The following is a 23,965-nucleotide window of genomic DNA, read 5'->3' as shown; positions in this document are numbered from 1 at the left end:
TTTCGGCGTCTTCGCTAACAATGGAATGGAAGCTTGCCGTAGGGAGTGATGTGGAACCCTGCTGTTTTTTTGTTCAGAGGTCCCGGCCGTTTCCGGGAATCACACTGCAATATTCGTGAAACGCTCACGACTGACGTCGCTGTAGGTGCTGCCGGTATGTTCTGGAAGGCGCGTGGGACGCCCTCCGCAGGCAGCGTCGACTGTCGCGTTCAGCAATCAAACTCTTTGGGGAATCATTCAATGACACATGGAATCCGGACCAGGCTCGCCCTGGCCTGTGCTTTGTTGCTCGGCACCGCAGGTGCCGCCCAAGCTGCCACCGTCGTCACCGACTGGAACGACGAAGCGCTCGAAGCCATCCGCGTGACCCATCCGGGCCCGCCGATGGTCGCGCGCATGCTGGCGATCACCAACACCGCCATGTACGACGCCTGGGCGGCGTACGACAACAAGGCCAATGGGACCCAGCTCGGTGGCGAACTGCGCCGTCCGGCCAGCGAGCGCACCGATGCCAACCGCCGCAAGGCGATGAGTTTCGCCGCCTACCGCGTGCTGGTCGATCTGTTCCCGACCCGGCAGGCACAATTCGCTGCCGAAATGGCCGGCCTCGGCTACGACCCGACCGACACCACGGGCAATATCGCCACGCCGCAGGGTGTGGGCAACGTGGCCGCCGCCGCATTGATCCAGTACCGCCATGCGGACGGTTCGAATCAGCTCGGCAACGTCAACGGTGGCGCGCCCTACAGCGACTACACCGGCTATCTGCCGGTGAACAGCCCCACCCAGATCGTCGACCCGAACCATTGGCAGCCGCTGGCGGTGCCGGACGGCAGCGGCGGCTTCGTGCTGCAGAAATTCATCGCGCCGCACTGGTCCCTTGTCAAACCGTTCGCGTTGAGCCGATACGATCAGTTCCCGGTGAAAGCGCCCGCGCGCTTCGGCACGTTCGCTTATCTGCAGCAGGCGCTGCAGGTGGTCTACTACAGCGCGACGCTCAACGATCGCCAGAAGACCATCGCCGAATACTGGGCGGATGGTCCTTCGTCGGAACTGCCGCCCGGCCACTGGGTGCTGTTCGCGAAGCACGTGTCGGAACGCGATCACCACACGCTGGGCCAGGACGTGAAGATGACGTTCGCGATGACCAACGCGGTGCTCGATGCCAGCATCACGTCATGGGGCTACAAGCGTCAGTTCGATTACATCCGCCCGGTCTCCGCCGTGCATTTCCTGTTCAAGAACCGCCCGATCTTCGCGTGGGCCGGCGAAGGGCTGGGGACCCGGGTCATCCTCGGCCAGAACTGGCGGCCGTATCAGGCCGCTACCGTGGTCACGCCGCCGTTCGCCGAATACGTTTCCGGCCACAGCATTTTCAGTGCGTCCGCTGCGGAAGTGCTGAAGCGCTACACCGGCAGCGATTACTTCGGCGCGGCGGTCACGGTGCCGGCTGGCAGTTCGCGCGTGGAGCCGGGTCTTGTGCCGGCGCATGATGTGGTATTGAGCTGGCCGACGTTCACGGCGGCTGCGGACGAAGCGGGCATTTCGCGTCGTTATGGCGGCATCCACTTCCAGGATGGCGACGTCGAAGCGCGTGTCCTCGGCCGCAAGATCGGTGCGCAGGCGTATACGCTCAGCCGCGCCTACATCAACGGCACCGCAGGCAACTGAGTGCGATGTCCCGGTCCCCGCGTCGCGGGGGCCGGGATGTTGCGCCGGACAAGAAAAAAGCCGCATCGCTGCGGCTTTTTTCTTGAGGCCGGCTGACGGAACGTACGATCAGGAACGCATCGCGGCTGCGCGCTGCGGCTGATCCTGTTGCGCCAATTGCGGGTCGGGCTGTGCGGTCTGCTGCGCTGCTGAGAGCTGCGAGCTGGCCGCGAGCGGCTGCTGTTGCGCCGCGCTGAGATCGACCGGCGCCACGCGCGCGGCCGGATCCTCCACCGAGCGCCCCTGCACTGCGTAGAGCGTGCCATTGCCGTTGCCGGTGACGTGATCGATATTGGTGAGGCCCTGCTGCTGTGCGTTGGTGACGATGCCGGCGACCGTACGCGCATCCGCGTTCTGCACCGCCGGATCGCTGCTGCGCGCGAGTGCGGCATAGGTCTGGCCGACCATCGGGTTGTCGCTCATCAGCGCCCCGTCGCCCAGGTCCGCGCGCGTGCTGTGGTTCGTGAACACCCGGTCCCAGCGTCCGCGCATGATGTTGATGCCGTCGCGGGTTGCGTCCGAGCCCACGGTGATGCCGGTACGGATCGCCTGGACGTCGTCGCGGTACTTGTCGATCTGGTTGTGATGATCCTGTGCCAAGCGCTGGTTGGCTTCGGTCATCAGCGGGCCGCCGCCGGTTTCGCGGATGAAGGCGCCCAACTCGTGCGCGGGGAGTCCACGGTTCGCCGCTACGCTGAGCGGATTGCGAAGGTCCCAGCGCGTTTCCCGGTTGTTGTAGCCGGCGTTGTTCAGTGCATCCACGTCCTGCTGGGTGGCATAGATCCTGACCTGGCCGTAATGCGGTGCGCCGGCGCTGACCACATCGGTGGCGCGCACGTGGTTGACGACGTTGTTGCCGCCTTCGGGCACGCCCTGGCGCAGCGCTGCGGCACCGTAGGCATTGAAGGTTTCGCCGTGCAGGTCGAAACGGTGCGCGGTGATCTGGGCAAGCGTGCCGCCCAGCGAATGTCCGGTCACCGTGACCGGCGGCGTGCGACCGCTGCGCTCGCCTTCCTGGCGCGCGAATTCGAGCGCGCGCTGGGTCAGGTTGATCGCGTCCTGGGACTGGTTGTTGATGCTGTGGGTGACCATGCCGCCGTCGGTGCGCACCAGGTCGCGGAAGGTCTCGCCCGCGCTCCGGTTCGGCTCGGTGCCGCGATGGGCGACGACGATCTCGCGGGTGTCGAGTCGCTGGTAGATCGTGCCCTGATAGCCGTTGGGCTGGTCGCTGTTGGCCAGGATGCGGTAGTCGACGCCTTCGATCTTGACCGAATCGTTCGCCGGCGTCTGCGGATGCCGGTACGAATGTTCGCTCAGTGCGGCGTAGTCGCGGCTGCTGATCGTCATGGCGCTTCCCTGCGGGCACTGATGGTGAGTTTGAATTGCGGGCCGAGGCTGGCGAGATAGAAATCCGGAGAGTCTTCACCGAAGACCACGTCGCCGACCGGAGGTTTCTGCGCGAAATCGCGGACGAGGTAATGCTCGGTCACTTCCGCTTCCGCCGTCAGCTGGTCCGCGGAGATTCCGCCGACGAACTGGGTGGAAGGCGAGTGGAAATGCACGCTCGCGGTGCCCAGCGCCCAATGGCAGATGCCGAGATCGTAATAGTCCTCGTCGAGAAACGCGTCTTCATGCACCGTGGCCGCGTAGGTGTTGTCGTCGATGCGTTGCAGGGTCAATTCGATGCGTTGCTCCGGAGGCAGGCGGACGCCGCCCATGGCCTTGGTGTAATCCACCGGCACGCACTCGAGATTGTCGACCTCGTAATTCGCGGTGAGCGACAGGCGGGTCACGGCGGCCGGCAGACCCGTGAAACGCAGCGCAAGCGCATACCCGCGTTTCGGTGCCGGGTTCACCTTGGCATGGACATCGGGGACGGGCGCGGCCATGGCGGCCTGCGGGCGAGGGTCGGGTGCGGAAGCGCTTTGGCAGCTGGTCATGGTCATGAGCGTCATCAGGACAGCAAGCGGGAGATGGCGTGAAGCCATACGGGGACATCACATGTCGATACGGTTGCGACCGACTGTGGCCTTGGCCCATGACGGAGTCAAGCCGGCAGGCCCGCCTGTCCGACCGATGGCGGCCAAGGCGTGCGCGATGCGGCGGTTCCGGAGCTTCCGGACGCCGCAGCAGCAGATAGCGTCAGCGCGCCTTGCGGCGCGGGGCGGGTTTTGCCGCTTTGACGGACTTCACGGTTTTGGCTGCGGGAGTCGCTGCTGGCGCGGCGTATTTCGCGATGAAATCCCGGACCTGCGGGTAGACCTGGTCGCGCCAGCGTCGGCCGCTGAAGATGCCGTAGTGGCCGGCGCCCTGTGCGGTGAGATGCACGCGATCGGCTTCGGCGATGCCGGTGCACAGTTTGTGCGCGGCGCGGGTCTGGCCCAGGCCGGAAATATCGTCGAGTTCGCCTTCGATGGTCATCAGCGCGGTGTTGCGGATCGCCGACGGCTTCACGCGTTCGCCGGCCACGTCCCACAGCCCGCGTGGCAGCAGGTGTTCCTGGAACACGGTGCGGATGGTGTCGAGGTAATACTCCGACGGCATGTCCAGCACCGCGTTGTATTCGTCGTAGAACCGGCGATGCGCGTCGGCGTCGTCGAGATCGCCCTTGACCAGATCCTGATAGAAATCCCAGTGCGACATCACGTGGCGTTCGGGATTCATCGCCAGGAAGCCCAAGTGCTGCAGGAAGCCGGGATACACGCGGCGACCGCGACCCGGGTAGTTCGCCGGCACGACGTGGATGAGGTTCTGCTCGAACCAGCCGATCGGTTTTTCGGTGGCCAGCGTATTTACCGCAGTCGGCGATTCGCGGCTGTCGATCGGCCCGCCCATCATCACCAGCGAACGCGGCGTGGTTTCGCCGCGCGCGGCCATCAGCGAGACGGCGGCCAGCACCGGTACCGTCGGCTGGCAGACGCTGATCACATGCAGGCTTTCGGCGCCGATGTGGCGGATGAAATTCTGGATGGTGATGACGTAATCGTCGAGCGTGAACGCACCGGCGTCCTTCGGCACCATGCGCGCGTCGATCCAGTCGGTGATGTACACCTTGTGATCGCGCAGCAGGGTCTTGACCGTGTCGCGCAGCAGCGTGGAGTGATGGCCCGACAGCGGCGCGACCACGAGGACCGGCGGATCGTTCTTCAGGTCGACGATGCCATCGGCGTCGTCGGAGAAGCGCTTGAAGCGCAGCAGGCGGCAGAACGGCGTGCGCAGCACTTCGCGCTCGACCACCGGAAACACCATGCCCGAACCGCCGAGGCCGTCGTCGGTGACGCTGTGGATGCCGAACCTGGGTTTTTCGTAATCCTTGCCGATGCGATACAGCAATTCGTTGGCGGCGGCGAAACGCTGCGCCTGCGGCAGGCTCGACATCCAACTGCCGGGCGCGGAGAACATCCGGGCGTTGGCTTCGGCCCAGTAGGTGACCGGCGCCATCCAGGCACGACCCAGTTCTTGCATCTGATACAGCAGCATCGGCTAACCCCTGATCTCGACCATGAAATGGTGCGCTGCAGCATACCCCATCCTCAGGCCTGTAGTGCGACCTGTGCCGCAGTCCCGCAGTTCAGCTACGCTTGTCGCATGACTGCACGAGACGAAGACATCGCCTGGTTCCGCGAACTGCTCGAGCCGCTGGGCGCGATCACCGTCCGTCGGATGTTCGGCGGGGCGGGCTTGTACGCTGATGGCCTGATCGTGGCGTTGGAGGTCGAAGGCACGCTGTACCTGAAGGCGGACGCGTCGAGTCGTGACCTGTTCGCCGACGCCGGCGGCAGGCCGTTCGTGTACGACGGCAAGGACAAGCCGGTGACGGTGGCGAGTTACTGGACTCCGCCCGACGACGCCATGGATTCGCCCGAGGCGATGCGCCCCTGGGCGCGGTTGGCGCTGGAAGCGGCGCTGCGCAGTGCCGGCGCCAAGCCCGCGAAGAAAAAAGCCGCTGCCAAGCGCCCTCGCAAACCCGCGAAGCCCTGAGGCGTCAGCCGAGTTCCAATGCGGCGGCGTCGTCGACACGCATCGGCGACAGCCAGCAGTGCGACCCGAGCGTGCCGAAACCCAGCGCCGCCAGCCGCTGCCGATAGAACCGGGCTGGCCTGCCCTGGAAACCCACGTTGTCGCCTTCGGTCGCGTCGCTGGCGGTGAACGCTTCCAGAAACGCGACGCCCGCGCAGAGTTCCGCCAGACCCGGCAGGCCCCGGTCGAGTTCGCGCGTCGGCAGGTAGTGCAGCACATCGCTGCAGATCAGCAGGTCGACCGGCGCGCAGGGGCGCAGCATTTCGAAATCGCCGAAGCGCGCGAAATGCAGGTTGCGGCGTGCGCCGTAGCGTCGGATCGCATATTCGCTGTTGTCGAAGCCGAGATAACGCAGCTTGGGGCGCAGTTTCAGCAGCGGGGCGCGCCACACGCCTTCGCCGCAGCCGATATCCAGCACACTGCGGATCGGGCGTCCAAGATGGTATTCGGCGGTGGCCACCGCCAACGCGACCTTGCGCTGCAGGCGCTGTCGTCCGCCGATACCGGCATCGCGATACCAGCGGTCGAAGTAATCGCGGTCGTAGGTCTTGTCGTGCGGCGTCATGCGTGCCTGAGTCATGCGTGTCCGATCAGTAGCGAGGTCATCGACAGCGAGCCGATCACATCATCGTTGAAGAATTCCAGGGCATCGCCGTCGCGCGCCAACGCCAGCGCGTACAGCAGCGGCAGGTAATGCTCGGGGGTGGGAATCGAGAGCACCGCATCTTCGCCCAGCGCGGGCCAATCGGCGAGCGCGGCGAGATGCCCCTCGCGGATCAGCGCATTGACGCGATCGCGGAAACGCAGCGCCCACGGCAGCGGGGTCTGGTCGTGCCAGTCGAACAGCCGCAGGTTGTGGACGATGTCGCCGCTGGCGATCACCAGCACGCCTTCGTCGCGCAGCGGCGCCAAGCGTTGCGCCAGCGCGACATGCCATGCGCCCGGCCGGCGCGAATCGATGCCGAGCTGGACGACGGGAATATCGGCGTCGGGATACATCGGTCGCAGCACGCCCCATGCGCCGTGATCGAGCCCGCGTTCGGGGTGGATGCGCGCCGACGCATCCTCGCCCAGCAGTTCGACCACACGTTGCGCCAGCGCGGGAGCGCCCGGCGCCGGATAACGCACATCGAACAGCGCCTGCGGGAACCCGCCGAAGTCGTGGATCGTCGGCGGTGCGGCGCTTCCGGTGAGCCATGGCCCCGGCGTTTCCCAGTGCGCGGAGATGCACAGGATCGCGCGAGGGCGTGGCAGCCGCGTGCCCAGCGCATGCCACGCACGCGACCATGCGTTGTCGTCGATCGCGTTCATCGGCGAACCGTGGCCGATGAACAGCGCGGGCATCGGAGGGCCTGCAACGGATGGCGTAGTGGGCATGCTTATCTCGCAGGGCGTATGCCCGTGTTGATCAAGTATGGTTGGTAGGCGAATGCTGGCGCCAGACCCAGCGCGCGGCACGCACCGTATTGGCATTGAGTCGCGCCACGCGTTCGGCGTCCTGATAACCGCCGGCTACGACGAAGACGACAGGAATGCCGCGCATGCGTGCGATCCTGAATACGGCGATATCGCGTTGGAACATTTGCATCGTGGTCAGACCCACTTGGCTCTTGGGGTCGTTTTCGTGGCAGTCCGCGCCGGCCTGATACACCAGCAGATCCGGGCGATGTGCATCGACGAGCGTTTCGGCTTCCCGAAGCGCATCCAGATAATGCCGAAAGCCCTGCTCGCGCGCGCGGACCTGCATGGCCCACGAGCGCGTACCTCCGCGGCATCCGAAGCGGGTGCCAAAAATCGAGACGTTGTAAAGGTTGGGTAGCCGCGCTGCGAATTCCTCGGTCCCGTTGCCGCCGTGTTCATCGCAATCGATGACCATCACCCTGCGGTCTTTGTCGATATGCGCGAGGAGGGCGAGGCCGTTCAATGGGCAGTAGCCGCTGCCGGAGGCCGGTGCCGCATGATGGAAACCGCGCGCGATGTTCATGGCGATGCCTTCGCGATGCGCCGTGTCCGATGCCGCCAGCTGGCCACCGAGCATCGCCAAGGCGGCGTCGCGCACGCGCGGCGACCAGCGAATGCCCTGTCTCGACGCCATCGGTTCTTCGCCGCACAGGAACGCACGCAGGTAGCGCTCATCATGCAGGCCGAGGAGAAGTTCCGTGTCGAAGGGTCGGGGAGGAATCAGTTCCGCCAGGCCGAGTCTTTCCAGTTTCGCGGCAGTCGTGCCCAGTCGCGCCAACAATGGGATCTCGTCGGGGGCGTAGTCGGGGTGGAAGCAAGCAGGGATGCGTATCATCGAGAGCGGCTGTCAGCCGCGCGCCAGATTGTCGAGCGCGAACTGCCGCAGGTCGTCGATGGTGGTACTCGCTGGCGAAAGCATGTCGCCGCGCAATTGCGCTTCGAACTGCGCGCTGAATGCCCGGCGGCGTATGGCAGTCGATACGGCCAGCGTGGTCAGGCGCAGAAAACGCGCCTGCGTGATCGCTTCGATGGGCAGCAAGTGCCCGCAGGCGATATCGCGTTTCGGCTTTGTTTCGTCGGGATAGCGTAGCGCGAACAGCGACCCCGGCGGCAGCACCACATCGCAGATCGTCACCGGCGCCACCGCCATCGCCGAATGGGATTCTCCCAGCCCCAATTTTTCCACCAGCAGCGGTTGGCAGGCGTTGTCGACGAAAACATTGACGCGTCCGTTGCGGCGCACGCGGCCGTGCGCGATTTCAAGAAAAAACTCCTCCGCCCGCGAGCAGCTGCCGATCTCGGGCTTCTCGCTCATTTCCGTTATCGACGGCGCAGCGGGCGCCTCGGGCGCGAGGATCTGCCGGATCAGCGTCATCAGCAGGCGGCTTTCCTCGTGCTGCAGGCCGGCTTCGATGTCGGCGAGGATTTTCGGCAGCGTTGCGAGCTGCGCTGCCAGCGATTCCGGAAGCAGGTGCGCGCGCATCGCGGGGTCGCATCGGTCCAAGCGCCGCCAACCCCGCGCCCAGCCGGCAGCGATGGCTTGCCGCGCCAACGCTTCGGTCCGCGCTTTCGGCCATTCGGCGAACAGACCGAAATCCAGCGATTGGTCGGGACGACGTGGCTGGTTGATGAAGGTCGACAGGAATCGTGAGGCCTGGGTATAGCCGCAGCCGCGCCGTTCGGTGCGATGAGCGGGATGCTCGTCGAGCATCTCGCGCAGCGTTCCGTGCAGATCGAGCCCGGCCTGCGCGAACGCCGAGACGATCTCGTGCGTATCGGCGCTCAATCGAGTGACAGCAGCAGCGCCCGGACCAGATGCGAAGTCTGCTCGCGGTCGCGGGCGTCGAAAGTGAAGACCGGGACCGGCGGGCCGCAGCGGCGCACGGCGTCGCGGATGGTGTCCATGCGGAAGTTGCCGACCAGGTCGGTGCGGGTGATGCCGATCACCACGCCAGCGTCGGTCGTGATATCGCGGATCGTGCGGAGCCAGCGCTCGCATTCGTCGGAAATCCGCGCGTTGTCGCCGGGCAACACCACGATCACGCCGACCGCGCCGGCCATCACGATCGGCCGCATGTGCGAGAAGTGTTCCTGGCCGGGCAGGCCGTAGAGATGCAGCGGCGTGCCGTCTTCGAGCGACACCGGCGCGAAGTCCAGTGCGACCGTCGTCGTGGTCTTTTCGCCCATCGGACCATCGGTCAGCGGCATTTCCGTCGATACGGGCTCGAAGTCCGACAACGATCGTATGGCGGTGGTCTTGCCAGCGCCGACCGGGCCGGCGAATACCAGTTTTGCGCTATCGAATGACACAGCCTCTCCCACTGTTCCGTTTCGTGTGCGTCCTTGCCGAACGTGCGGCCAGGACCCCTGTCATGGCAGTCGCGCCTAGCCCAGCCCGAAACGGCTGGCGATGCGCGCCAGGATTCCCGAGAAGGCGCCTGCGGACGGTCGTGGTGGTGGTTCGCCACCGGCGGATTCGCCCTGCGCGTCGAGCAGATTGGCCGCTCGATAGGCCCAGAGGCTGGCATTGATATCCCGCGCGCCGACCTTGCTGCATGCCAGCAGTTCTTCCGCGCTTGCGGCCTCGCGCAGCAGCAATTTCGCGATCTTCAGCGCACCGACCAGCTCGGGCGCCGAGCCCACGTCGGGCCATTCCTTCAGCTGGTAGCGACCCGGAGGAAACGCAGGCAACTGGTCGCGGCCCTGGAAAGCGGCCTGCAGCAGGAATGCCTCCAGGCTGCGGTTGGCGCCGCCGTCGTCAGTTGCCGGGGTTTCGCCGTCCGCAGTGCTGAGGTGCCATTCGGCGCTGGCGAAACTGTCGCGCGCGGACAGCAGGTCGCTGAACGTCGGGGCATACACGCGGCCTGCTTCCGGACGGATACGAACGATCCGACCGCCATAGGTCGCATCGACAGCCCGCCCACTGAACTCGGGTTCGGCAAGGCGGCACAGCGCTGGTGTCGGGCCGCCGGCCGCGATGGCCTGTCCATCGACGGGTTCGACGGCGCCCAGCAGCTCGCGCAGGGTCTGCGCCAGTATCGGCGCGGGGTTGGCTTCAGTGGTCAATGCGATGCCGGGTTCCGGTGCCTGCCCATCGGCTCCGAACAGCAGCATCGGGGTGCCGCGCCGTTTCGCGAGGGCAACGGCTTGGCGGCCGTAGGCATCGGACACATCGGCCACCAGCGCGCCGCAGCGCGTCCCGTCCCAGGTGCGGACCTGTGCGCGGATGCGGTAGGCGGCGAGCAGAATGGCCGCGATCCGGATGCGTTGTTCGGCCTGCTCGCTGAGTGCGGCGATGGCGATATCGAAGCGGATCATGGCTTCCGTCGAAGACGATTCTGGGAGGGGGCGTGCGCAGACGCCATTGCGACGCCTGCGTGGCCGGCGGTGCGGGGAAACCCGCACCGCGTCGGTGATTGCATCAAGAGAAGTCGACGCTCTTCTCGAACGTGCGCAGTTCGTGGCGCGCCATCGCGAGATTGGACTTGGAGCGATCCAGCACCACGTAGAGGAACAGTTTCTGGTTCGATTCGAGCGGACGGATGATGTGGTACTGCTTGGTCAGGCTGATGAGGATGTCTTCGATGGTGTCGTTGAGCTTCAGCGCGTTGGCGACCTTGCGCTTGGAGCGTACGACTTCGGAATTGCCGGCAGCGGCAAGTTCGAGGTTCACGCCCGAACCGTCGCCGGCCAGCAGCATGCCGCTGTCGGCATCGACGAGGGCGGCGGCGAGGTAGCCGTCGAGGTTGCGCAGCGGTTCGAGGGAAATCTTGGCCATGGTGTTCGGGTCCTATGCTGTGTGTGAAACGGTGGGAAGCGGGTTTTTCTGCGGAACGCGTGGCGAAACGATTCGCGCGAAGCGGCTGGTTCTCGGGCGGAAGCCCGAAGACGCTACGGCTGTGGTGCCTGTCGGGCACCATCAATAGATGGCGTCGACTTCTCCGGCGAGCAGTGCGGCGGTATCGAGTGCACTGCGGATGGTCATCGCGAGGTTTTCGCTCGCGTCCGCGCATACGCAGAGCGTGTGCAGCTTCGCTTTCGATGGAATCCGCACCATGACGATGGAACCGTGCTCGGTGGCGATGCTGTTGTACAGCGCGCGACTGTTGAGGGATTCGCGACTGAAGGATTCGATCAAGCCCATCAGCGAGCTCATGATCGCCGCCGAGCGCTGCGCATTGGCCTTGCTTGCGGTGCTGTTGGCGTGCGCATAGCTGCGGCCGTCGACAGTGGCCATTGATGCGAAGAGGACTGCCGGTTTCCGTTCAAGCAAGGCCACCAGCACGTTCTGGCAGTTCATGCGTGCTGGCATGCTCACGTCGGTCACTTGCGAGTTCGAAGATTCAATCACTTTGAGGGCGGCCGACACGGCGGGTTCCGGTATGGTTGTGAATGATTCTCAAGCAGGTTCCGTGCCAGTCCAGGATCTCCGGGATCCGGACTTTGCAGGCTGCGCTGCCGGGCCGCGTTTGCTGCGGACATGTTCGGGCAGTCCGATCAGAGGCCGCTCGACGGTCTTGGCGCGTGTCGACGACGCGGAGGGTCAACTTTTCGTCGGCTCTACAACAGCGAGGTGACAATCGAGGGCAAAATGAGACGCATCCCGTTCTTTCTCATTGTTTCGCGAGACTTGACCCGCCATCGATCTGAAGGATCCGGATGCATCTGTTAATGTCGGCGCCCAATTGCCCCGGATCGATCCCATGCAGGCCTATTTCTGGATCAAGACGTTTCATCTCGTGTTCGTGATCGCATGGATGGCGACGGTGTTCTATCTGCCGCGGATCCTGGTGAACATCGCCGAAGTCGGCGATGCGCCCGCGGTGCGCGAGCGTCTCGTGCTGATGGGGCGGCGGCTGTACCGCTTCGGCCACACCATGTTCGCGATCGCGCTGGTGCTGGGGCTCGTGCTGTGGCTGGGCTACCGGATGTTCGCGGATTTCCCGACGATGGTCGCCCCCGGCAGCGGCTGGATGCACGCCAAGCTGACCCTGGTCGCGCTGATGTTCGCGTATTACATCGTTTGCGGGCGCTGGTTGAAGGGCGTCGACAAGGGGCGCGCGCTGCCTTCGTCGAAGGCGATGCGCTGGATCAACGAAGTGCCGGTGTTCGCGCTGATCGCGGTCGTTTACCTGGTGCTTGCGAAGCCGTTCTGATCGTGGATGCCGCCCTGCGTCGGTAGAAGCGGCCTTCGGGCCGCCCTACCTGAACTGCGCCGGCCTCGGCAACTCCACCGGCACGCCGTCCGCGTTGCACAGCTTTGCCGCGCAAAGACGCTCGCGCAGCGCGGGTGTGGCCTGCAGCAGGATGTGGAAGATCGCGTTCTGTTCGATCGTGCCGCGCACCGCGTCCGCGCCCGGGCCGCGCGCCCAGATGCCGACATCGTCGCCGCCGTGGGTTTCGTTCGACAGCGGGATCATCGCTTCCTGCATGTAGTCCGGAGCTTCGGTATCGACCTCGCCCAGATCCGGGCGCCCGTCTTTCGCTTCCTGATAGCCGCTGACTTCGTGCAGAAACGTTTTGGGACCTTCCGGCTGCTGGTCGGTGGCGCCGGCATAACCCGGGCCATTGGCGTAGCTGAGGGTGGTATAGGTCTGGCCGGCGGCATCGGTGGCGTATCCGCTGGGGTTGCTGCCTTCGCCGCTGCTGCCCTTGACCTTGCCCAGGATCGCGTTGCCGCGCACCGGGTAGCCAGCGAAGGTCATGGTGTGCGCGTGATCGGCGGTGACGAGGATCAGCGTGTCGTCCGCCGATGTCATCGAGGTCGCCACCGCGACCGCTTCGCTCAACGCGATCGCGTCGGTGAGCGCGCGGTAGGCGTTGCCGGAATGGTGGGCGTGGTCGATACGACCGCCTTCGACCAGCAGCACGTAGCCCTGCGGATCCACGCGCAGGCGCTCGATCGCGCTGCGGGTCATCTCCGCCAATGAAGGCTCGCCGGCACGGTCTTTCGGCCGGTCGTGTTCGTACTGCATGTGGCTGGGCTCGAACAGCGCCAGCAGCGGCCCAGTTTTCGGCGCGGCGGCGAACTGCGCGGCGTTCCAGACGTAGGTGCCGGCCGGATGATGCTGCTTCCACTCGGACGCCAGATCGCGGCCGTCCAGGCGCAGGCCGACCTTGTCGTCGTATTCGGGGTCGCGTTCGGTTGCCGGAAAGAAATTCGCGCGACCGCCGCCCATCAGCACATCGGGGCCGTGACCGTAGGGCGATTCGACGAACTGGCGGGCGATATCGGCGCAGCCGGCGTCGATCGCGGCCGAGGACAGCTCTGCATCGTTTTCCCAGTTGCGGTCGGGCGAATGGGTGAAGGTCGCGCCCGGGGTGGCGTGGGTGACCCGGGTGGTGGTGACCACGCCGGTCGCGAGGCCGGTGCTGGCGGCCAGTTCCCACAGGCTCAGCATCGGCGAGCGCAGTGAGCCGGCGCAGTCGCCGCGCTCGGCGTCCTGGCCGATGCTCAGCACCCCGGCGCGGGTCTTCACGCCGGTGGCCATCGCCGACATCGTGCCGGCGGAGTCCGGCGTCTGGCTGTCGGTGTTGTAGGTCTTGCTCAGCGCAGTGTGCTGGAACGCTTCCCAGCTCAGCATGTTCTCCTCGCCGGAGCCGCCTTTGCGCTGACCGTCGAGGATCCGTGCCGCTGCGACCGAGGTCAGGCTCATGCCGTCGCCGACGAACAGGATCACGTTCTTCGCTTTGCCGGACATTGCACCGCGCGATGCCGCCTGCGCAGCGCCCGCGCGGAACCACCAGGCCGGGGTTTCGCCGCCGGGGCGCACGATCTGCGGGACATCGACGACCCCGATCGGTGCCGAAGCGCGCGGAGCGGCGGCGGGGACGGTGGAGCAGGACGTGGCTGCGAGGGTGCAGGCGAAGGCGAGCAGGGCGTGGCGAAAGGACATGGGCGCGGTGGTTTGGCCGAAAGCAGCGATTATGCCCGCCCGACGTTGCAATCGTGGAATGCGGTCATGCTGCATCCGGTCTCGCGGGGCCCGCTGTGCTCCGCTATCGTGCGTGATCGATTCACGGGCGCGCGCTGCGCCGGAGACCGCACATGGGCTTGATCTCGGCTTGGTTCCGCATCCCGTTCTGGGCGCGCGTGCTCGCTGGCTTCGTATTGGGCGGCATCGCCGGCAAGCTGATGGGGCCTGCCGCCGACACCTGGTTCGGCCCGCTCGGCAATCTCTACGTCACCCTGATCAAGATGATCGCGGTGCCGCTGGTGTTCTTCGCGGTGATCAACGCGGTGGCCTCGCTGCACGGGCAGAAGTCGATGGCCGCGCTGGGTGGCCGCACGTTCCTGTGGTTCGCGATCACCGCCGTCCTCGCGGTGGCTGTAGGTCTCGCGGTCGGCACGGTGATGCAGCCGGGCATGGTGCAGATACCGCTGATGGTCGATCCGGACTATGTGCCGAAAGAGGTGCCCAGCGTCGTGCAGGTGCTGCTGAACGTGGTGCCGGCCAATCCTTTCCAGGCGCTGACCGGGATCGGCGCGGTCAAGAATGCAGCAGGCGAGACCGTGCTGGCTGCGGGCAAGGGCTCGATCCTGCCGGTGATCTTCTTCGCCGCGCTGGTCGGTTTCGCGATGGTGAAACTCGGCGAGAAGGTCGCGCTGGCACGCAAGCTGGCGGGCGAAGCCAGTGAGATTTCGATCCAGCTCACCCGCTTCGTGCTGGAGATGACCCCGATCGGCACCTTCGGCCTGATCGCCTCGCTGGTCGGTGCCTATGGCTTCAACAAGCTGCTGCCGCTGGGCAGTTTCGTGCTGGCGCTGTATGTCGCCTGCGCGATCCACATCCTCATCGTCTACAGCGGCCTGCTGATGGCGCATGGCCTGAACCCGCTGAAATTCTTCCGCGGCGCCGCGCCGGGCATGCAGGTCGCCTTCGTCAGTTCGTCGAGTTTCGCCTCGCTGCCCTCGTCGCTGCGCAGCGCCGTGCACAACCTCGGCGTCAACAAGGACTACGCCGCGTTCGCTGTGCCGCTGGGCGCCACCATCAAGATGGACGGCTGCGGCGCGATCTACCCGGCGCTGTGCGCGGTGTTCATCGCGCAATACACCGGCACCCCGCTCACGCCCGAGCAATACCTCATCGTACTGATCGCATCCGTCCTCGGCAGCTTCGGCACCGCAGGCGTCCCCGGCACCGCCGTGGTGATGGCCACCGTCGTGCTCAGCGCCGCCGGCCTGCCGCTGGAAGTCATCGGCTATCTCTACGCCATCGACCGCATCCTCGACATGATGCGCACCATGACCAATGTCACCGGACAGATGCTGGTGCCGGTGCTCGTCGCGAAAGAGACCGGAATGCTGGATCGCGAGATCTACGAACGTGCGCCGACCAATGTCGGCATCGAAGAGGTTGTGTAGGGCTGAGGTATCCCCACTTTTTCGAGCGTTTCAAACAGCGTCGTCATCCCCGCGAACGCGGGGACCCAGCGACTTTCAAGCTTCTGCCCAACGCAAAGACACTGGATTCCCGCGTTCGCGGGAACGACGGGTAAAAGCCACATAGGGTGCGCTTCAGCGCACCGGCTCTTGTGGGAGCGGCGGGAGCCGCGACTACGACTTCATCTTGAAAAGATTGCGTAAGGCCAGTGCAAACAGAAACGTCATCACCAGCGCCACGATCTTGTGAAAAATCTCCAGGACCACAGCGGTGACCGCGATCCACCCATGCTGACCGAACAGCGGCGCCCGCAGCTCGGTCTGCATTTTGTCCAGACCCGGCACCGGAGCGACGCTGGCGAGCGTGTATTTCAACAGATCCGATGTGCGTTCTTCGCCTGTCGTTGTGTTTGCCGCGATGGCGGCCTGCTTGCATTCCGAATCTGATGCGCATCTGTTGGCGAGCAACCCGTAGGCTGCTCCGAGGAAAAGCGAGAAGATCAGCAGTGCGATGACGGGTCGCCACAGGCTGAAGCCGTAGTCCGAGAAAAGGCTGTAGAGCGTTGAGATCCAACGTCTGCCTCGAGGCAGGCTTGGGTGTTCAGATTTCATCTCCAGACGGAAAAATCTTTGCTCCTCACGACTCGCTTTGATTTGCTCCATCGCCAACTTGAGGGTGCGATAGCTGCGTGCAGCTTCAGGGTTGGGTGGTGAGAGGAATTCCGCATCATCGAAGCATGTATCTTGGTGCAGCTTGCACGAATGAAAAAGAACAGGACCTTTGAATACGGTTTGTTGCTTCCTATTTTCACGAATATCAGGTCCAAAATGCGTCGATTCTCTGAATTCTCTGCCAGAGAAGTCCGCTTTTCCTAGGAACTTGCATCCGCCAAAATTTACGGAATGAAATTGTCGTGCTTCTTTTTTTGTTTCTTCTTTGTTTTCGGCAGAAAAATTGCAGTTTCCTTGAAATTCAGATCGGTTGAAATTCAATAAGCTACCGAATGTTGCCCCTCTAAATGTTGCGTCCGCATCAAAATTTGAATCCACGAAAACAGTACGTAAGCCAAATTCTGTTCGAAAAAATGACGCATGTTTTCCGAATTCACTTTTGCTGAAGATTGATGTGCTTTTGAAGCGAGCCTCAGAAAAATCTGCTCCATCACCAAACTTGGCGGCGCTGAAAAGCGTAGGCTTTCTGAACTCCACCGAGCCGAATTCGATATCGTCCCCAAACCGTGCTCTTGAAAAATCGGATTCTTCGACGAAAATCGCTCTTTTGAAATCCGAAATCCTTCCAAATGAGGCGTTACGGAAGCGTGTTAATTTCATGAATCTGGCGCCGCAGAAATTTGGTCCTTGCTCATCTTTATTTGTTGCGAAAATATAATCGGAAAAATTTATTTCTTCTTCAAATAATATTCCGCTAAAATCTGCAGCAGGTTCTGGATACTCGGTCCTCCATGCATTCCATGTGTGTTTTCCTGCTTTGGCTAGCTCGAAAAATCCAGCTTTCGTAGGTGACGCTGGGCTGCCGTAAACGGCGTGGGATCGCGCGAAAATTGCGTGTGCATTACTAAGCGCTTTTTCATGAGTAATCATGATTGTGAGAGCGTCCTTTTTTCTAGCCATCACTTGGGCAACGTCTTCTCCCGCTTCCCCGCCAACCTCGCAGCAACCAACGCCACCGGAATAGGCAACACCAAACCCAGCGTAGACACCCACCCCGGATGATCCGGCACGATCATGATCATCCCGGCGACCCCCGCCATCACGAACAGCGCGACCGCGATCGCGGCGGCGCGTGCATGGCGGGCGATGCGCGCGGCGACCCAGCCGCCTACGAAACTGCCGCCGGCCCACGCGACCACCAACATCACGAGCGCGCCGGTGGGCGCGGCGGCGATGATCATCTGCAGGTGTTCGGGGTTCTGCGGGTCCAGGCCGGCGGGCGGCGGGAACAGTGCGTGACCGAGGAATTCGAGTGCGGCGACGGTCAACCACATCGTCGCCAGACCCACCAGCATGCCGAGAATCGTGCGCCCCATCGTCGTTGTCCCCATTCCATCGATCCGGTAGCGAAGAATGTGCCTGCCGTGGCGTGCCCGCAAGCGGGCAGGGGCGCAAACGGCACGGGCTGTCGTCGCGTGGGCGACCCACCAAAAGCGAAAGGCCGCTTTCGCGGCCTTTGCGGGGAAACCCTGGGCGTTGCGTGCGCTTACTGCGCAGCGACCCGGCGTGCCTGGAAGAACTTCTGGCTCCAGTAGCCGGTGGCGAGGTTGGCCACTTCCACGTCCTTGCCGGTGCGCGGGGCGTGGACGAACTGGCCGTTGCCGATATAGATGCCGACGTGGTCGACATGCTTGCCACGGCGGCTGAAGAACACCAGATCGCCTTCGACCAGCGCGTTGGGGTCGCGGATCAGCTGGCCGACATTCGCCATGTCGCGCGAAATGCGCGGCAGTTCGATGCCGAGGCTGTGACGGAACACATAACCGACCAGACCGCTGCAGTCGAAACCGCGTTCGGGACTGGTGCCGCCCCAGCGGTAGGGCGTGCCGAGCAGCGCCAGGGCGCGCTTCAGCATGGTCTTGATGGGGCCTTCGGTCGGCGCGGCGGGCGGTTCATCGGCGCTTTCGCCCGGAATCTGCGCGGTTTCGAAGATGTTGCGGATGTCGTTGGCGAACATCACGCTGCGGCCGGGCAGCGACAGCGGGCCGTGCAGGGTGGCGTCGCCGATCGGGGCGAGCAGGCCGAGTTCGAGCGGGTCCTGCGTCGCCGGTACCACGCGCTGCTGCGCGAAGACCGGGAGGCTGCCGACCAAGAGCAGGCCGGCAACGAGAAAACGGATTTGACCGCGGATGAGGCGGTGGATGGCGGAAGAGCGGCCGGAGCCTTGGGCTTGGGTCGTCACGCGTCATGCACTTTGCGGAAAGGAGGATGGATAGTGCCCGACCGTGGCCGCAAGGGGGTTCAGATTTCGTTAGACCTGGCCCGGAAAAGGTGACCACGGTTCCGGAACGGGACATCCATACCCCGGCGTAGGTCGATCCGGAGGTCAGTCGAGGATCCGTTTGGCCCCGGTGTAGTGGTCCCGCCAGTAGGCGCCGTCGAGGCGATCGAGCCGGACCGTGCCCCCGGTGCGCGGGGCGTGGACGAAGCGGCCTTCGCCGACATAGATGCCGACGTGGCTGATCTCGCCGCCACTGCCGAAGAACACCAGATCGGCCGGGGCCAGACGATTGGTGGCGATCTTCGGGCCCTGCATCGCCGCCAGCTCACGCGAGGTGCGGGGCAGGCGCAGGTCGAGCATGTCCCGGAAAACGTAGTTGACCAGTCCGCTGCAGTCGAAGCCGGTGTCCGGGGTGTTGCCGCCGTAGCGGTAGGGCGTACCGACCAGCCCGATCGCCCGCATCAGCACCGCGTTGGCGGCGGCGGGGTCGTTCGGCTGGCTGCCGGACCAGTCGTGGGACGGCGGCGGCTGCGAACGCACGGCTTCCGGTTTGCCGCAGCCGGCCAGCGCGAGCGCCATCAGCAGTACGGCGACGACCGCCCGCTGCGCCAATGGCGCCGAAGCGGTGGAGCACGGATAATGCGCGGCCTTCACGGCGGTCATCTTGGCCGCATCGCCGGGTGGCGATCAAGCCGCCCCCTGCCGCATTCCGCGGTTCGATCCTCTCCTGACCTTCCCGAGCCAGACCCATGAAAATCGAAAAAGACTGCGTTGTCCGCTTCCACTACACCGTCGGCGAAGTCGGCCAGCCCGCCACCGAAAGCTCGCAGGGCGCGGAACCGCTGGCGATCATGATCGGCCACGGCAACATCATCCCGGGTCTGGAGAATGCGCTGCACGGCCGCGAAGCCGGCGAAACCTTCGCCGTCGACGTGCCTGCCGCCGAGGCCTACGGCGAGCGCCGCGAAGGGTTGACCCAGCGCATCGCGAAGAAGCATTTCGGCGACCAGCGCCTGCTGCCGGGCATGCAGGTCGTGCTGCAGACCGAATACGGCCCGCGCGCGGTCACCATCGAGAAGGTCGGGATGAGCGTGGTCGATGTCGATCTGAACCACCCGATGGCCGGCAAGTCGCTGCATTTCGACATCGAAGTGGTCGAAGTGCGCGCCGCCAGCCCCGAAGAGCTGGAGCATGGTCACGTGCATGGCGACGGCGGTCATCACCACTGAGGTTCGCCGCCAGCCGGTTTGAACACAACGGACGGCCCGCGCAAGCGGGCCGTTCGCATTCCGGACCGTGGCCGCGCCCAGCGCGGCGCCGCTACACTGTGGTCATGGAACAGCAATACGACGTACTCATCGTAGGCGGCGGCGTGAGCGGTCTGGCCGCCGCGCTGGCGCTGCTCGAAGCCGGACGCGGCGTGCGCGTGATCGAGGCCAATGCCATCGGCAGCGGCGCCTCGCACGGCAACTGCGGCACCATCACGCCCAGCCACGCGCCGCCGCTGGCCGCGCCCGGCGCAGTGTTGAAAGCGTTGAAATGGACGCTGACGCCCGACGCGCCGCTGTACATCCCGCCGCGTTTCGATCCCCTGCTGTGGGGTTGGCTGCTGGGCTTCGCCGCGCGCTGCAATGTCCGCGACTGGGAAGCCAGCGCGCACGGCAAATTCGCGCTGCTCGACGATTCCCGGCGCCGGCTCGCCGACTGGGTGCAGCGCTACGGACTGCAGTGCGAGTTCGTCGAATCCGGCGAGGATTACGTCTATCGCAATGCCCGCGCCTTCGCGCACGGCCAACACGAGCTTCCGCTGCTGCGCGAGCTGGGCGTGGCGGTGGAAGCGATCGACGGCGCCGCGTACGAACCCCAGGAACCGGCACTCAAGCCGGGCGTGGCCGGCGCCTTGCGTTTCAGCGGCGACGCCTCGCTGCGACCGGACCGCTATCTCGCCGAACTGGCGCGCGCGGTCCGCGAACGCGGCGGCGAGATCGTCGAACATTGCGCCCTGCACGGACTGCGCGAGGACCGCGAGGGTGTGCTCGCCCACACCGTCCACGGCACGATGCGTGCGCGCAATGCGGTGCTGGCGCTGGGCGCGTGGTCGGCGAAGTCGGCCGATGCGCTGGGCATGCCGTGGATGAAGAAGATCATCCAGCCCGGCAAGGGCTATTCGATCACCTATCGCGCGCCCGACCGCGTGCCGAAGCGCCCGCTGGTGCTGCGCGAGCGTTCGGTCTGCGTCACTTCGTGGGGCGACGGCTACCGGCTCGGCAGCACGATGGAATTCTCCGGCTTCGACGACACCCTCAACGCGCGGCGTCTCGGCGCGTTGGAGCGCGGCGCGCGCGAATACCTGCACGATCCCGTCGGCCCCGAGGTGCGCGAGCAGTGGTACGGCTGGCGGCCGATGAGCCGCGACGACATGCCGCTGATCGGTCGCGCGCCCGGTTGCCGTCGCACCTGGCTGAATACCGGTCACGGCATGATGGGCGTGGGCATGAGCACCGGCAGCGCGCAGCTGCTGGCCGATCTGATGGCCGGTCGCGCGTCGGCGATCGATCCGGCACCGTATCGGCCCGAGCGTTTCGCATGAGCGGATCGACGGCGCTGTCCGCCGCCTATCCGCTGCTGGCCGAGTTGCCGCTGCCGCTGCAGCACGAGGTGCTGGCGCAGGTGGCGATGCACGCGTTCCGCGACGGCAGCCGGATCTTCAGCGAAGGCCAGCACTGCGGCGGTCTGCCGCTGGTGCTGCAGGGCGGGATCAAGGTATTCAAGCGCTCCGAGTCCGGGCGCGAGATCGTGCTCTATCGGGTGGGACGCGGCGAGACCTGCATCCTCACGTCGAGCTGCCTGCTGGGCGGCACCGATTACAGCGCGGAAGGCGTGGCCGAAGGCGCGCTGCAGATGGCGATCCTGCCGCCCGAACTCTTCCAGCGGATGATCGCGGAGTCGCCGGGCTTCCGTCATTTCCTGTTCGCGGTGCTGTCCGGGCGGCTGTCGGATTTGATGGAGCGGGTCGAGCGTCTGGCGTTCCACCGCCTCGACCGCCGTTTGGCCGAGTTCCTCAGCGAACGCGCCGACACCGGCCTGCAGACGGTAGCGATGACCCACCAGCAGATCGCCGACGAGATCGGCAGCGTGCGCGAGATGGTGACGCGCACGCTCGGTCAACTGGCGGAGCAGGGCCTGGTCGAACTGTCGCGCGCCGGGGTGCGCATCGCCGATGTCGAAGGGCTGCGTGCCTTGGCGCAGGGCGTGGCGGCGGCCATCGACAAGCCCGCCTTCGAAAGACCGGCCGGTGATAAAGGTCACTGAGCGCACGGCAGACGCGGCGTACCTTGGCGCCATTCCCGCCGCACTGTTGGAGACGCCCCATGAAGAAGAATGTCGGTTCCGCGGACAAGATCGTCCGCATCGTTCTCGGTCTCGGTCTGCTGAGCCTGCTGTTCCTGCTCGAAGCGCCGATGAAGTATTTCGGCCTGATCGGTCTCGTGCCCCTGTTGACGTCGCTGATGGGCTGGTGCCCGCTGTACACGCTGCTCGGCATGAACACCTGCAAGGTCAAGGCGTAACCAACGACGGTATCGACATCACGGCATCGGCATTCATGCGGCTACACTGGCCGCATGAATGTGTTCGTCCTGCATCGCGGCACCGCGCCGCTGTTGATCAGCCTGCCGCACGACGGCAGCGAGATTCCCGCCGCGCTCGCCGCGCGGATGACCCCCGAGGCGCAGCGCGCGCCCGACACCGATTGGCATGTGTCGCGCCTGTACGCGTTCGCACATGAGCTTGGTGCATCGATCCTCGTGCCGCGCTGTTCGCGTTACGTCATCGATCTCAACCGCCCGCCGGACGATGTCTCGCTGTATCCCGGACAGAACACCACCGGGCTGTGTCCGACGGTGCGGTTTTCCGGCGATCCGGTGTATCTGCCCGGCGGAGCGCCGACGCCCGATGACATCCAGGCCCGCATCGACACCTACTGGCGCCCATATCACGCTGCGCTGCGCGACGAACTCGACCGTTTACGCGCCGCCCATGGTCGCGTGCTGCTGTGGGAAGGACATTCGATCCGTGGCGAGTGTCCGTTCCTCTTCGACGGGCGTCTGCCGGATCTGAATCTCGGCACCGCATCCGGCGCGAGTTGCGCGCCTGGCCGACAGTCGCGGATCGAAGCCGCGCTGCGCGCGCAGACCGGCTACGACCGGGTCGTCAACGGTCGCTTCAAGGGCGGTTACATCACCCGCCATTACGGCGATCCGGCGAACGGCATCGATGCGGTGCAGTTGGAGATCGCGCAGCGCATCTACATGGACGAGGATTCGTTCGCATACGATGAAACGCTCGCCGCAGGCGCGCAGCGCGCGATCCGGGCATTGATCGAAGCCGCGCTGGCATGAGTCCAGCGACATGACCGCGCCGGAGGCGGTGACCGACGAGGGCGGCGGCATCGTTGCAGGGACATCGGATCCGACATCGGTCGCCGCTGCGGTTCCGCTCAGGCTCGACCTCGTCGGCGTGCTGCTGGTCGCGTTCGGTGCGGTCGCGTTTTCGGGCAAAGCCATCATCGTGAAGCTGGGCTTCCGGCTGGGCGCCGATGCCATCACCCTGCTCGCGCTGCGCATGGCGGTGGCGCTGCCGTTCTTCCTGCTGATCGGTGTCTGGGCCGCGCGCCGCGCGCCGGCATTGGCGCGCGGCGACCGCTGGCGCATCGTTGCGCTCGGCGTCTGCGGCTATTACCTCGCGAGCCTGCTCGATTTCCTCGGGCTCGCCCATATTTCGGCGACGCTCGAACGGGTGATCCTGTATCTCACGCCGACGTTCGTGCTGCTGCTGGGCGCACTGCTCGCGCATCGGCGGCCCACGCGGCGTCAGCTGGTCGCACTCGCGATCAGCTATGCCGGCGTGCTGCTGGCGTTCGGTCACGATCTGGGCATCGCTGGGGACGATGTGATTCGCGGCGGCCTGCTGGTGCTCGGCAGCGCGGTGTCGTATGCGGTCTATCTCTACGGCAGCGGCGAGATCGTCGCGCGGGTCGGCGCGGTGCGGTTGACCGCGTATGCCAGCACCGTCGCGAGCGTGCTGTGCATCGGCCAGTATCTGCTGCTCGAACCTTCGGGTTTGCCCGCGTTGCCCGGCGCGGTCTACGGGCTGTCGCTGTTGAACGGCACGGTGTGCACGGTGTTGCCGGTGCTGGCGACGATGATCGGCGTGCGACGCATCGGCTCCGGGCCGGCATCGCAGATCGGCATGATCGGCCCGGTGTCCACGATCGTGTTGAGTCTCTTGATCCTGCATGAGCCGATGGGCCCCTGGCAGATCGCCGGGACGCTGCTGGTGGTCGCAGGCGTGCTGTCGATGTCGCGATCGAAGATTTAGCGCGTTCCCGATTCAAGTGGAAATGCTCCCTCCTCCCTCCCTTTCGCATCGCGAAGGGG

Annotated in this window: 26 protein-coding genes; 10 read left to right on the top strand and 16 right to left on the bottom strand. The window is 65.1% G+C overall.

What is annotated here, in order from left to right:
* Positions 1–240 precede the first annotated feature (240 nt).
* Positions 241–1,671: a phosphoesterase gene (locus HOP03_01285; GenBank protein ID NOT86798.1), complete on the top strand. Its 1,431-nt coding sequence runs from the start codon at positions 241–243 to the stop codon at positions 1,669–1,671.
* Between the two features lie 108 nt (positions 1,672–1,779).
* On the opposite strand, the gene HOP03_01280 is transcribed toward HOP03_01285, so the two are convergent.
* The 3 genes from HOP03_01280 to phaZ form a co-directional block, all read right to left on the bottom strand.
* Complete coding sequence (locus HOP03_01280; protein ID NOT86797.1) at positions 1,780–3,057, bottom strand: lipase; 1,278 nt, start codon at positions 3,055–3,057, stop codon at positions 1,780–1,782.
* Entirely contained in the window at positions 3,054–3,650 is a 597-nt protein-coding gene (locus tag HOP03_01275; GenBank protein ID NOT86796.1) for a hypothetical protein, read from the bottom strand. Before HOP03_01275 ends, HOP03_01280 begins: the two co-directional genes overlap by 4 nt.
* Positions 3,651–3,852: 202 nt before the next feature.
* The gene (gene phaZ, locus HOP03_01270; GenBank protein NOT86795.1) at positions 3,853–5,187 is read right to left on the bottom strand and encodes a polyhydroxyalkanoate depolymerase; all 1,335 of its coding nucleotides are present in this window, start codon (positions 5,185–5,187) and stop codon (positions 3,853–3,855) included.
* Between the two features lie 111 nt (positions 5,188–5,298).
* Between phaZ and HOP03_01265 the strand changes: the two genes are divergently transcribed.
* The gene (locus HOP03_01265; GenBank protein ID NOT86794.1) at positions 5,299–5,691 is read left to right on the top strand and encodes a TfoX/Sxy family protein; all 393 of its coding nucleotides are present in this window, start codon (positions 5,299–5,301) and stop codon (positions 5,689–5,691) included.
* 4 nt (positions 5,692–5,695) lie between these two features.
* On the opposite strand, the gene HOP03_01260 is transcribed toward HOP03_01265, so the two are convergent.
* The 8 genes from HOP03_01260 to HOP03_01225 form a co-directional block, all read right to left on the bottom strand.
* Positions 5,696–6,295 carry a class I SAM-dependent methyltransferase gene (locus HOP03_01260; protein NOT86793.1) on the bottom strand — a complete coding sequence of 200 codons (600 nt, stop codon included), beginning with the start codon at positions 6,293–6,295 and terminating at the stop codon, positions 5,696–5,698.
* Between the two features lie 11 nt (positions 6,296–6,306).
* Positions 6,307–7,074, bottom strand: coding sequence for a 4,5-DOPA dioxygenase extradiol (gene ygiD, locus HOP03_01255; protein ID NOT86792.1), 768 nt, complete (start codon positions 7,072–7,074; stop codon positions 6,307–6,309).
* A gap of 64 nt (positions 7,075–7,138) precedes the next feature.
* Positions 7,139–8,026 carry a histone deacetylase gene (locus tag HOP03_01250; GenBank protein NOT86791.1) on the bottom strand — a complete coding sequence of 296 codons (888 nt, stop codon included), beginning with the start codon at positions 8,024–8,026 and terminating at the stop codon, positions 7,139–7,141.
* 12 nt (positions 8,027–8,038) lie between these two features.
* Positions 8,039–8,977: a hypothetical protein gene (locus tag HOP03_01245; protein NOT86790.1), complete on the bottom strand. Its 939-nt coding sequence runs from the start codon at positions 8,975–8,977 to the stop codon at positions 8,039–8,041.
* Positions 8,974–9,501, bottom strand: coding sequence for a hypothetical protein (locus HOP03_01240; protein NOT86789.1), 528 nt, complete (start codon positions 9,499–9,501; stop codon positions 8,974–8,976). The genes HOP03_01245 and HOP03_01240 overlap by 4 nt, the downstream gene beginning before the upstream one ends.
* 75 nt (positions 9,502–9,576) lie before the next feature.
* Positions 9,577–10,509, bottom strand: a complete 933-nt coding sequence (locus HOP03_01235; GenBank protein NOT86788.1) for a hypothetical protein — start codon at positions 10,507–10,509, stop codon at positions 9,577–9,579.
* 103 nt (positions 10,510–10,612) lie between these two features.
* Positions 10,613–10,969 (bottom strand): roadblock/LC7 domain-containing protein, encoded by a 357-nt coding sequence (locus HOP03_01230; GenBank protein NOT86787.1) that lies wholly within the window; start codon positions 10,967–10,969, stop codon positions 10,613–10,615.
* 141 nt (positions 10,970–11,110) lie between these two features.
* Positions 11,111–11,509, bottom strand: coding sequence for a hypothetical protein (locus tag HOP03_01225; protein NOT86786.1), 399 nt, complete (start codon positions 11,507–11,509; stop codon positions 11,111–11,113).
* 385 nt (positions 11,510–11,894) lie between these two features.
* Here HOP03_01225 and HOP03_01220 point away from each other — a divergent pair, with 385 nt between their 5' ends.
* Positions 11,895–12,347, top strand: a complete 453-nt coding sequence (locus tag HOP03_01220) for a CopD family protein (GenBank protein NOT86785.1) — start codon at positions 11,895–11,897, stop codon at positions 12,345–12,347.
* Between the two features lie 45 nt (positions 12,348–12,392).
* Here HOP03_01220 and HOP03_01215 read toward each other — a convergent pair whose 3' ends face one another.
* Complete coding sequence (locus tag HOP03_01215) at positions 12,393–14,087, bottom strand: alkaline phosphatase (GenBank protein ID NOT86784.1); 1,695 nt, start codon at positions 14,085–14,087, stop codon at positions 12,393–12,395.
* A gap of 152 nt (positions 14,088–14,239) precedes the next feature.
* Here HOP03_01215 and HOP03_01210 point away from each other — a divergent pair, with 152 nt between their 5' ends.
* On the top strand, positions 14,240–15,556 hold the full coding sequence (locus HOP03_01210) for a dicarboxylate/amino acid:cation symporter (protein ID NOT86783.1): 1,317 nt from the start codon (positions 14,240–14,242) through the stop codon (positions 15,554–15,556).
* A gap of 192 nt (positions 15,557–15,748) precedes the next feature.
* On the opposite strand, the gene HOP03_01205 is transcribed toward HOP03_01210, so the two are convergent.
* The 4 genes from HOP03_01205 to HOP03_01190 form a co-directional block, all read right to left on the bottom strand.
* Positions 15,749–17,299 carry a pentapeptide repeat-containing protein gene (locus HOP03_01205; GenBank protein NOT86782.1) on the bottom strand — a complete coding sequence of 517 codons (1,551 nt, stop codon included), beginning with the start codon at positions 17,297–17,299 and terminating at the stop codon, positions 15,749–15,751.
* The gene (locus HOP03_01200; protein ID NOT86781.1) at positions 17,206–17,622 is read right to left on the bottom strand and encodes a hypothetical protein; all 417 of its coding nucleotides are present in this window, start codon (positions 17,620–17,622) and stop codon (positions 17,206–17,208) included. Before HOP03_01200 ends, HOP03_01205 begins: the two co-directional genes overlap by 94 nt.
* A gap of 170 nt (positions 17,623–17,792) precedes the next feature.
* Positions 17,793–18,263, bottom strand: a complete 471-nt coding sequence (locus HOP03_01195; protein ID NOT86780.1) for a C40 family peptidase — start codon at positions 18,261–18,263, stop codon at positions 17,793–17,795.
* 369 nt (positions 18,264–18,632) lie between these two features.
* Positions 18,633–19,106 (bottom strand): C40 family peptidase, encoded by a 474-nt coding sequence (locus HOP03_01190; GenBank protein NOT86779.1) that lies wholly within the window; start codon positions 19,104–19,106, stop codon positions 18,633–18,635.
* A 170-nt stretch (positions 19,107–19,276) separates the two neighbouring features.
* On the opposite strand from HOP03_01190, the gene HOP03_01185 reads away from it, so the two are divergent.
* From HOP03_01185 to HOP03_01160, 6 genes are all read left to right on the top strand, one after another.
* Positions 19,277–19,756, top strand: coding sequence for a peptidylprolyl isomerase (locus HOP03_01185; protein NOT86778.1), 480 nt, complete (start codon positions 19,277–19,279; stop codon positions 19,754–19,756).
* 104 nt (positions 19,757–19,860) lie between these two features.
* Entirely contained in the window at positions 19,861–21,117 is a 1,257-nt protein-coding gene (locus tag HOP03_01180) for an FAD-dependent oxidoreductase (protein ID NOT86777.1), read from the top strand.
* The gene (locus HOP03_01175; GenBank protein ID NOT86776.1) at positions 21,114–21,839 is read left to right on the top strand and encodes a Crp/Fnr family transcriptional regulator; all 726 of its coding nucleotides are present in this window, start codon (positions 21,114–21,116) and stop codon (positions 21,837–21,839) included. Before HOP03_01180 ends, HOP03_01175 begins: the two co-directional genes overlap by 4 nt.
* Before the next feature lie 59 nt (positions 21,840–21,898).
* Positions 21,899–22,096, top strand: a complete 198-nt coding sequence (locus HOP03_01170) for a DUF2892 domain-containing protein (protein ID NOT86775.1) — start codon at positions 21,899–21,901, stop codon at positions 22,094–22,096.
* A gap of 54 nt (positions 22,097–22,150) precedes the next feature.
* On the top strand, positions 22,151–22,927 hold the full coding sequence (hutG, locus tag HOP03_01165; GenBank protein ID NOT86774.1) for an N-formylglutamate deformylase: 777 nt from the start codon (positions 22,151–22,153) through the stop codon (positions 22,925–22,927).
* Positions 22,928–22,937: 10 nt separating this feature from the next.
* Positions 22,938–23,906, top strand: coding sequence for a DMT family transporter (locus HOP03_01160; GenBank protein ID NOT86773.1), 969 nt, complete (start codon positions 22,938–22,940; stop codon positions 23,904–23,906).
* Positions 23,907–23,965 lie beyond the last annotated feature (59 nt).

The organism is Lysobacter sp., from assembly GCA_013141175.1.
GTDB lineage: Bacteria > Pseudomonadota > Gammaproteobacteria > Xanthomonadales > Xanthomonadaceae > Lysobacter_I.
The sequence above is the reverse complement of the archived record's forward strand: the minus strand, read 5'-3'. Positions and strand labels throughout refer to the sequence as shown.

Coding starts and splice junctions, on each gene's coding strand:
- HOP03_01285 (NOT86798.1), top strand. CDS start 241: ATGACACATGGAATCCGGACCAGGCTCGCCCTGGCCTGTGCTTTGTTG.
- HOP03_01280 (NOT86797.1), bottom strand. CDS start 3,057: ATGACGATCAGCAGCCGCGACTACGCCGCACTGAGCGAACATTCGTAC.
- HOP03_01275 (NOT86796.1), bottom strand. CDS start 3,650: ATGACCAGCTGCCAAAGCGCTTCCGCACCCGACCCTCGCCCGCAGGCC.
- HOP03_01265 (NOT86794.1), top strand. CDS start 5,299: ATGACTGCACGAGACGAAGACATCGCCTGGTTCCGCGAACTGCTCGAG.
- HOP03_01260 (NOT86793.1), bottom strand. CDS start 6,295: ATGACGCCGCACGACAAGACCTACGACCGCGATTACTTCGACCGCTGG.
- ygiD (NOT86792.1), bottom strand. CDS start 7,074: ATGCCCGCGCTGTTCATCGGCCACGGTTCGCCGATGAACGCGATCGAC.
- HOP03_01250 (NOT86791.1), bottom strand. CDS start 8,026: ATGATACGCATCCCTGCTTGCTTCCACCCCGACTACGCCCCCGACGAG.
- HOP03_01235 (NOT86788.1), bottom strand. CDS start 10,509: ATGATCCGCTTCGATATCGCCATCGCCGCACTCAGCGAGCAGGCCGAA.
- HOP03_01230 (NOT86787.1), bottom strand. CDS start 10,969: ATGGCCAAGATTTCCCTCGAACCGCTGCGCAACCTCGACGGCTACCTC.
- HOP03_01220 (NOT86785.1), top strand. CDS start 11,895: ATGCAGGCCTATTTCTGGATCAAGACGTTTCATCTCGTGTTCGTGATC.
- HOP03_01215 (NOT86784.1), bottom strand. CDS start 14,087: ATGTCCTTTCGCCACGCCCTGCTCGCCTTCGCCTGCACCCTCGCAGCC.
- HOP03_01210 (NOT86783.1), top strand. CDS start 14,240: ATGGGCTTGATCTCGGCTTGGTTCCGCATCCCGTTCTGGGCGCGCGTG.
- HOP03_01200 (NOT86781.1), bottom strand. CDS start 17,622: ATGGGGCGCACGATTCTCGGCATGCTGGTGGGTCTGGCGACGATGTGG.
- HOP03_01195 (NOT86780.1), bottom strand. CDS start 18,263: ATGTTCGCCAACGACATCCGCAACATCTTCGAAACCGCGCAGATTCCG.
- HOP03_01190 (NOT86779.1), bottom strand. CDS start 19,106: ATGGCGCTCGCGCTGGCCGGCTGCGGCAAACCGGAAGCCGTGCGTTCG.
- HOP03_01185 (NOT86778.1), top strand. CDS start 19,277: ATGAAAATCGAAAAAGACTGCGTTGTCCGCTTCCACTACACCGTCGGC.
- HOP03_01180 (NOT86777.1), top strand. CDS start 19,861: ATGGAACAGCAATACGACGTACTCATCGTAGGCGGCGGCGTGAGCGGT.
- HOP03_01175 (NOT86776.1), top strand. CDS start 21,114: ATGAGCGGATCGACGGCGCTGTCCGCCGCCTATCCGCTGCTGGCCGAG.
- HOP03_01170 (NOT86775.1), top strand. CDS start 21,899: ATGAAGAAGAATGTCGGTTCCGCGGACAAGATCGTCCGCATCGTTCTC.
- hutG (NOT86774.1), top strand. CDS start 22,151: ATGAATGTGTTCGTCCTGCATCGCGGCACCGCGCCGCTGTTGATCAGC.
- HOP03_01160 (NOT86773.1), top strand. CDS start 22,938: ATGACCGCGCCGGAGGCGGTGACCGACGAGGGCGGCGGCATCGTTGCA.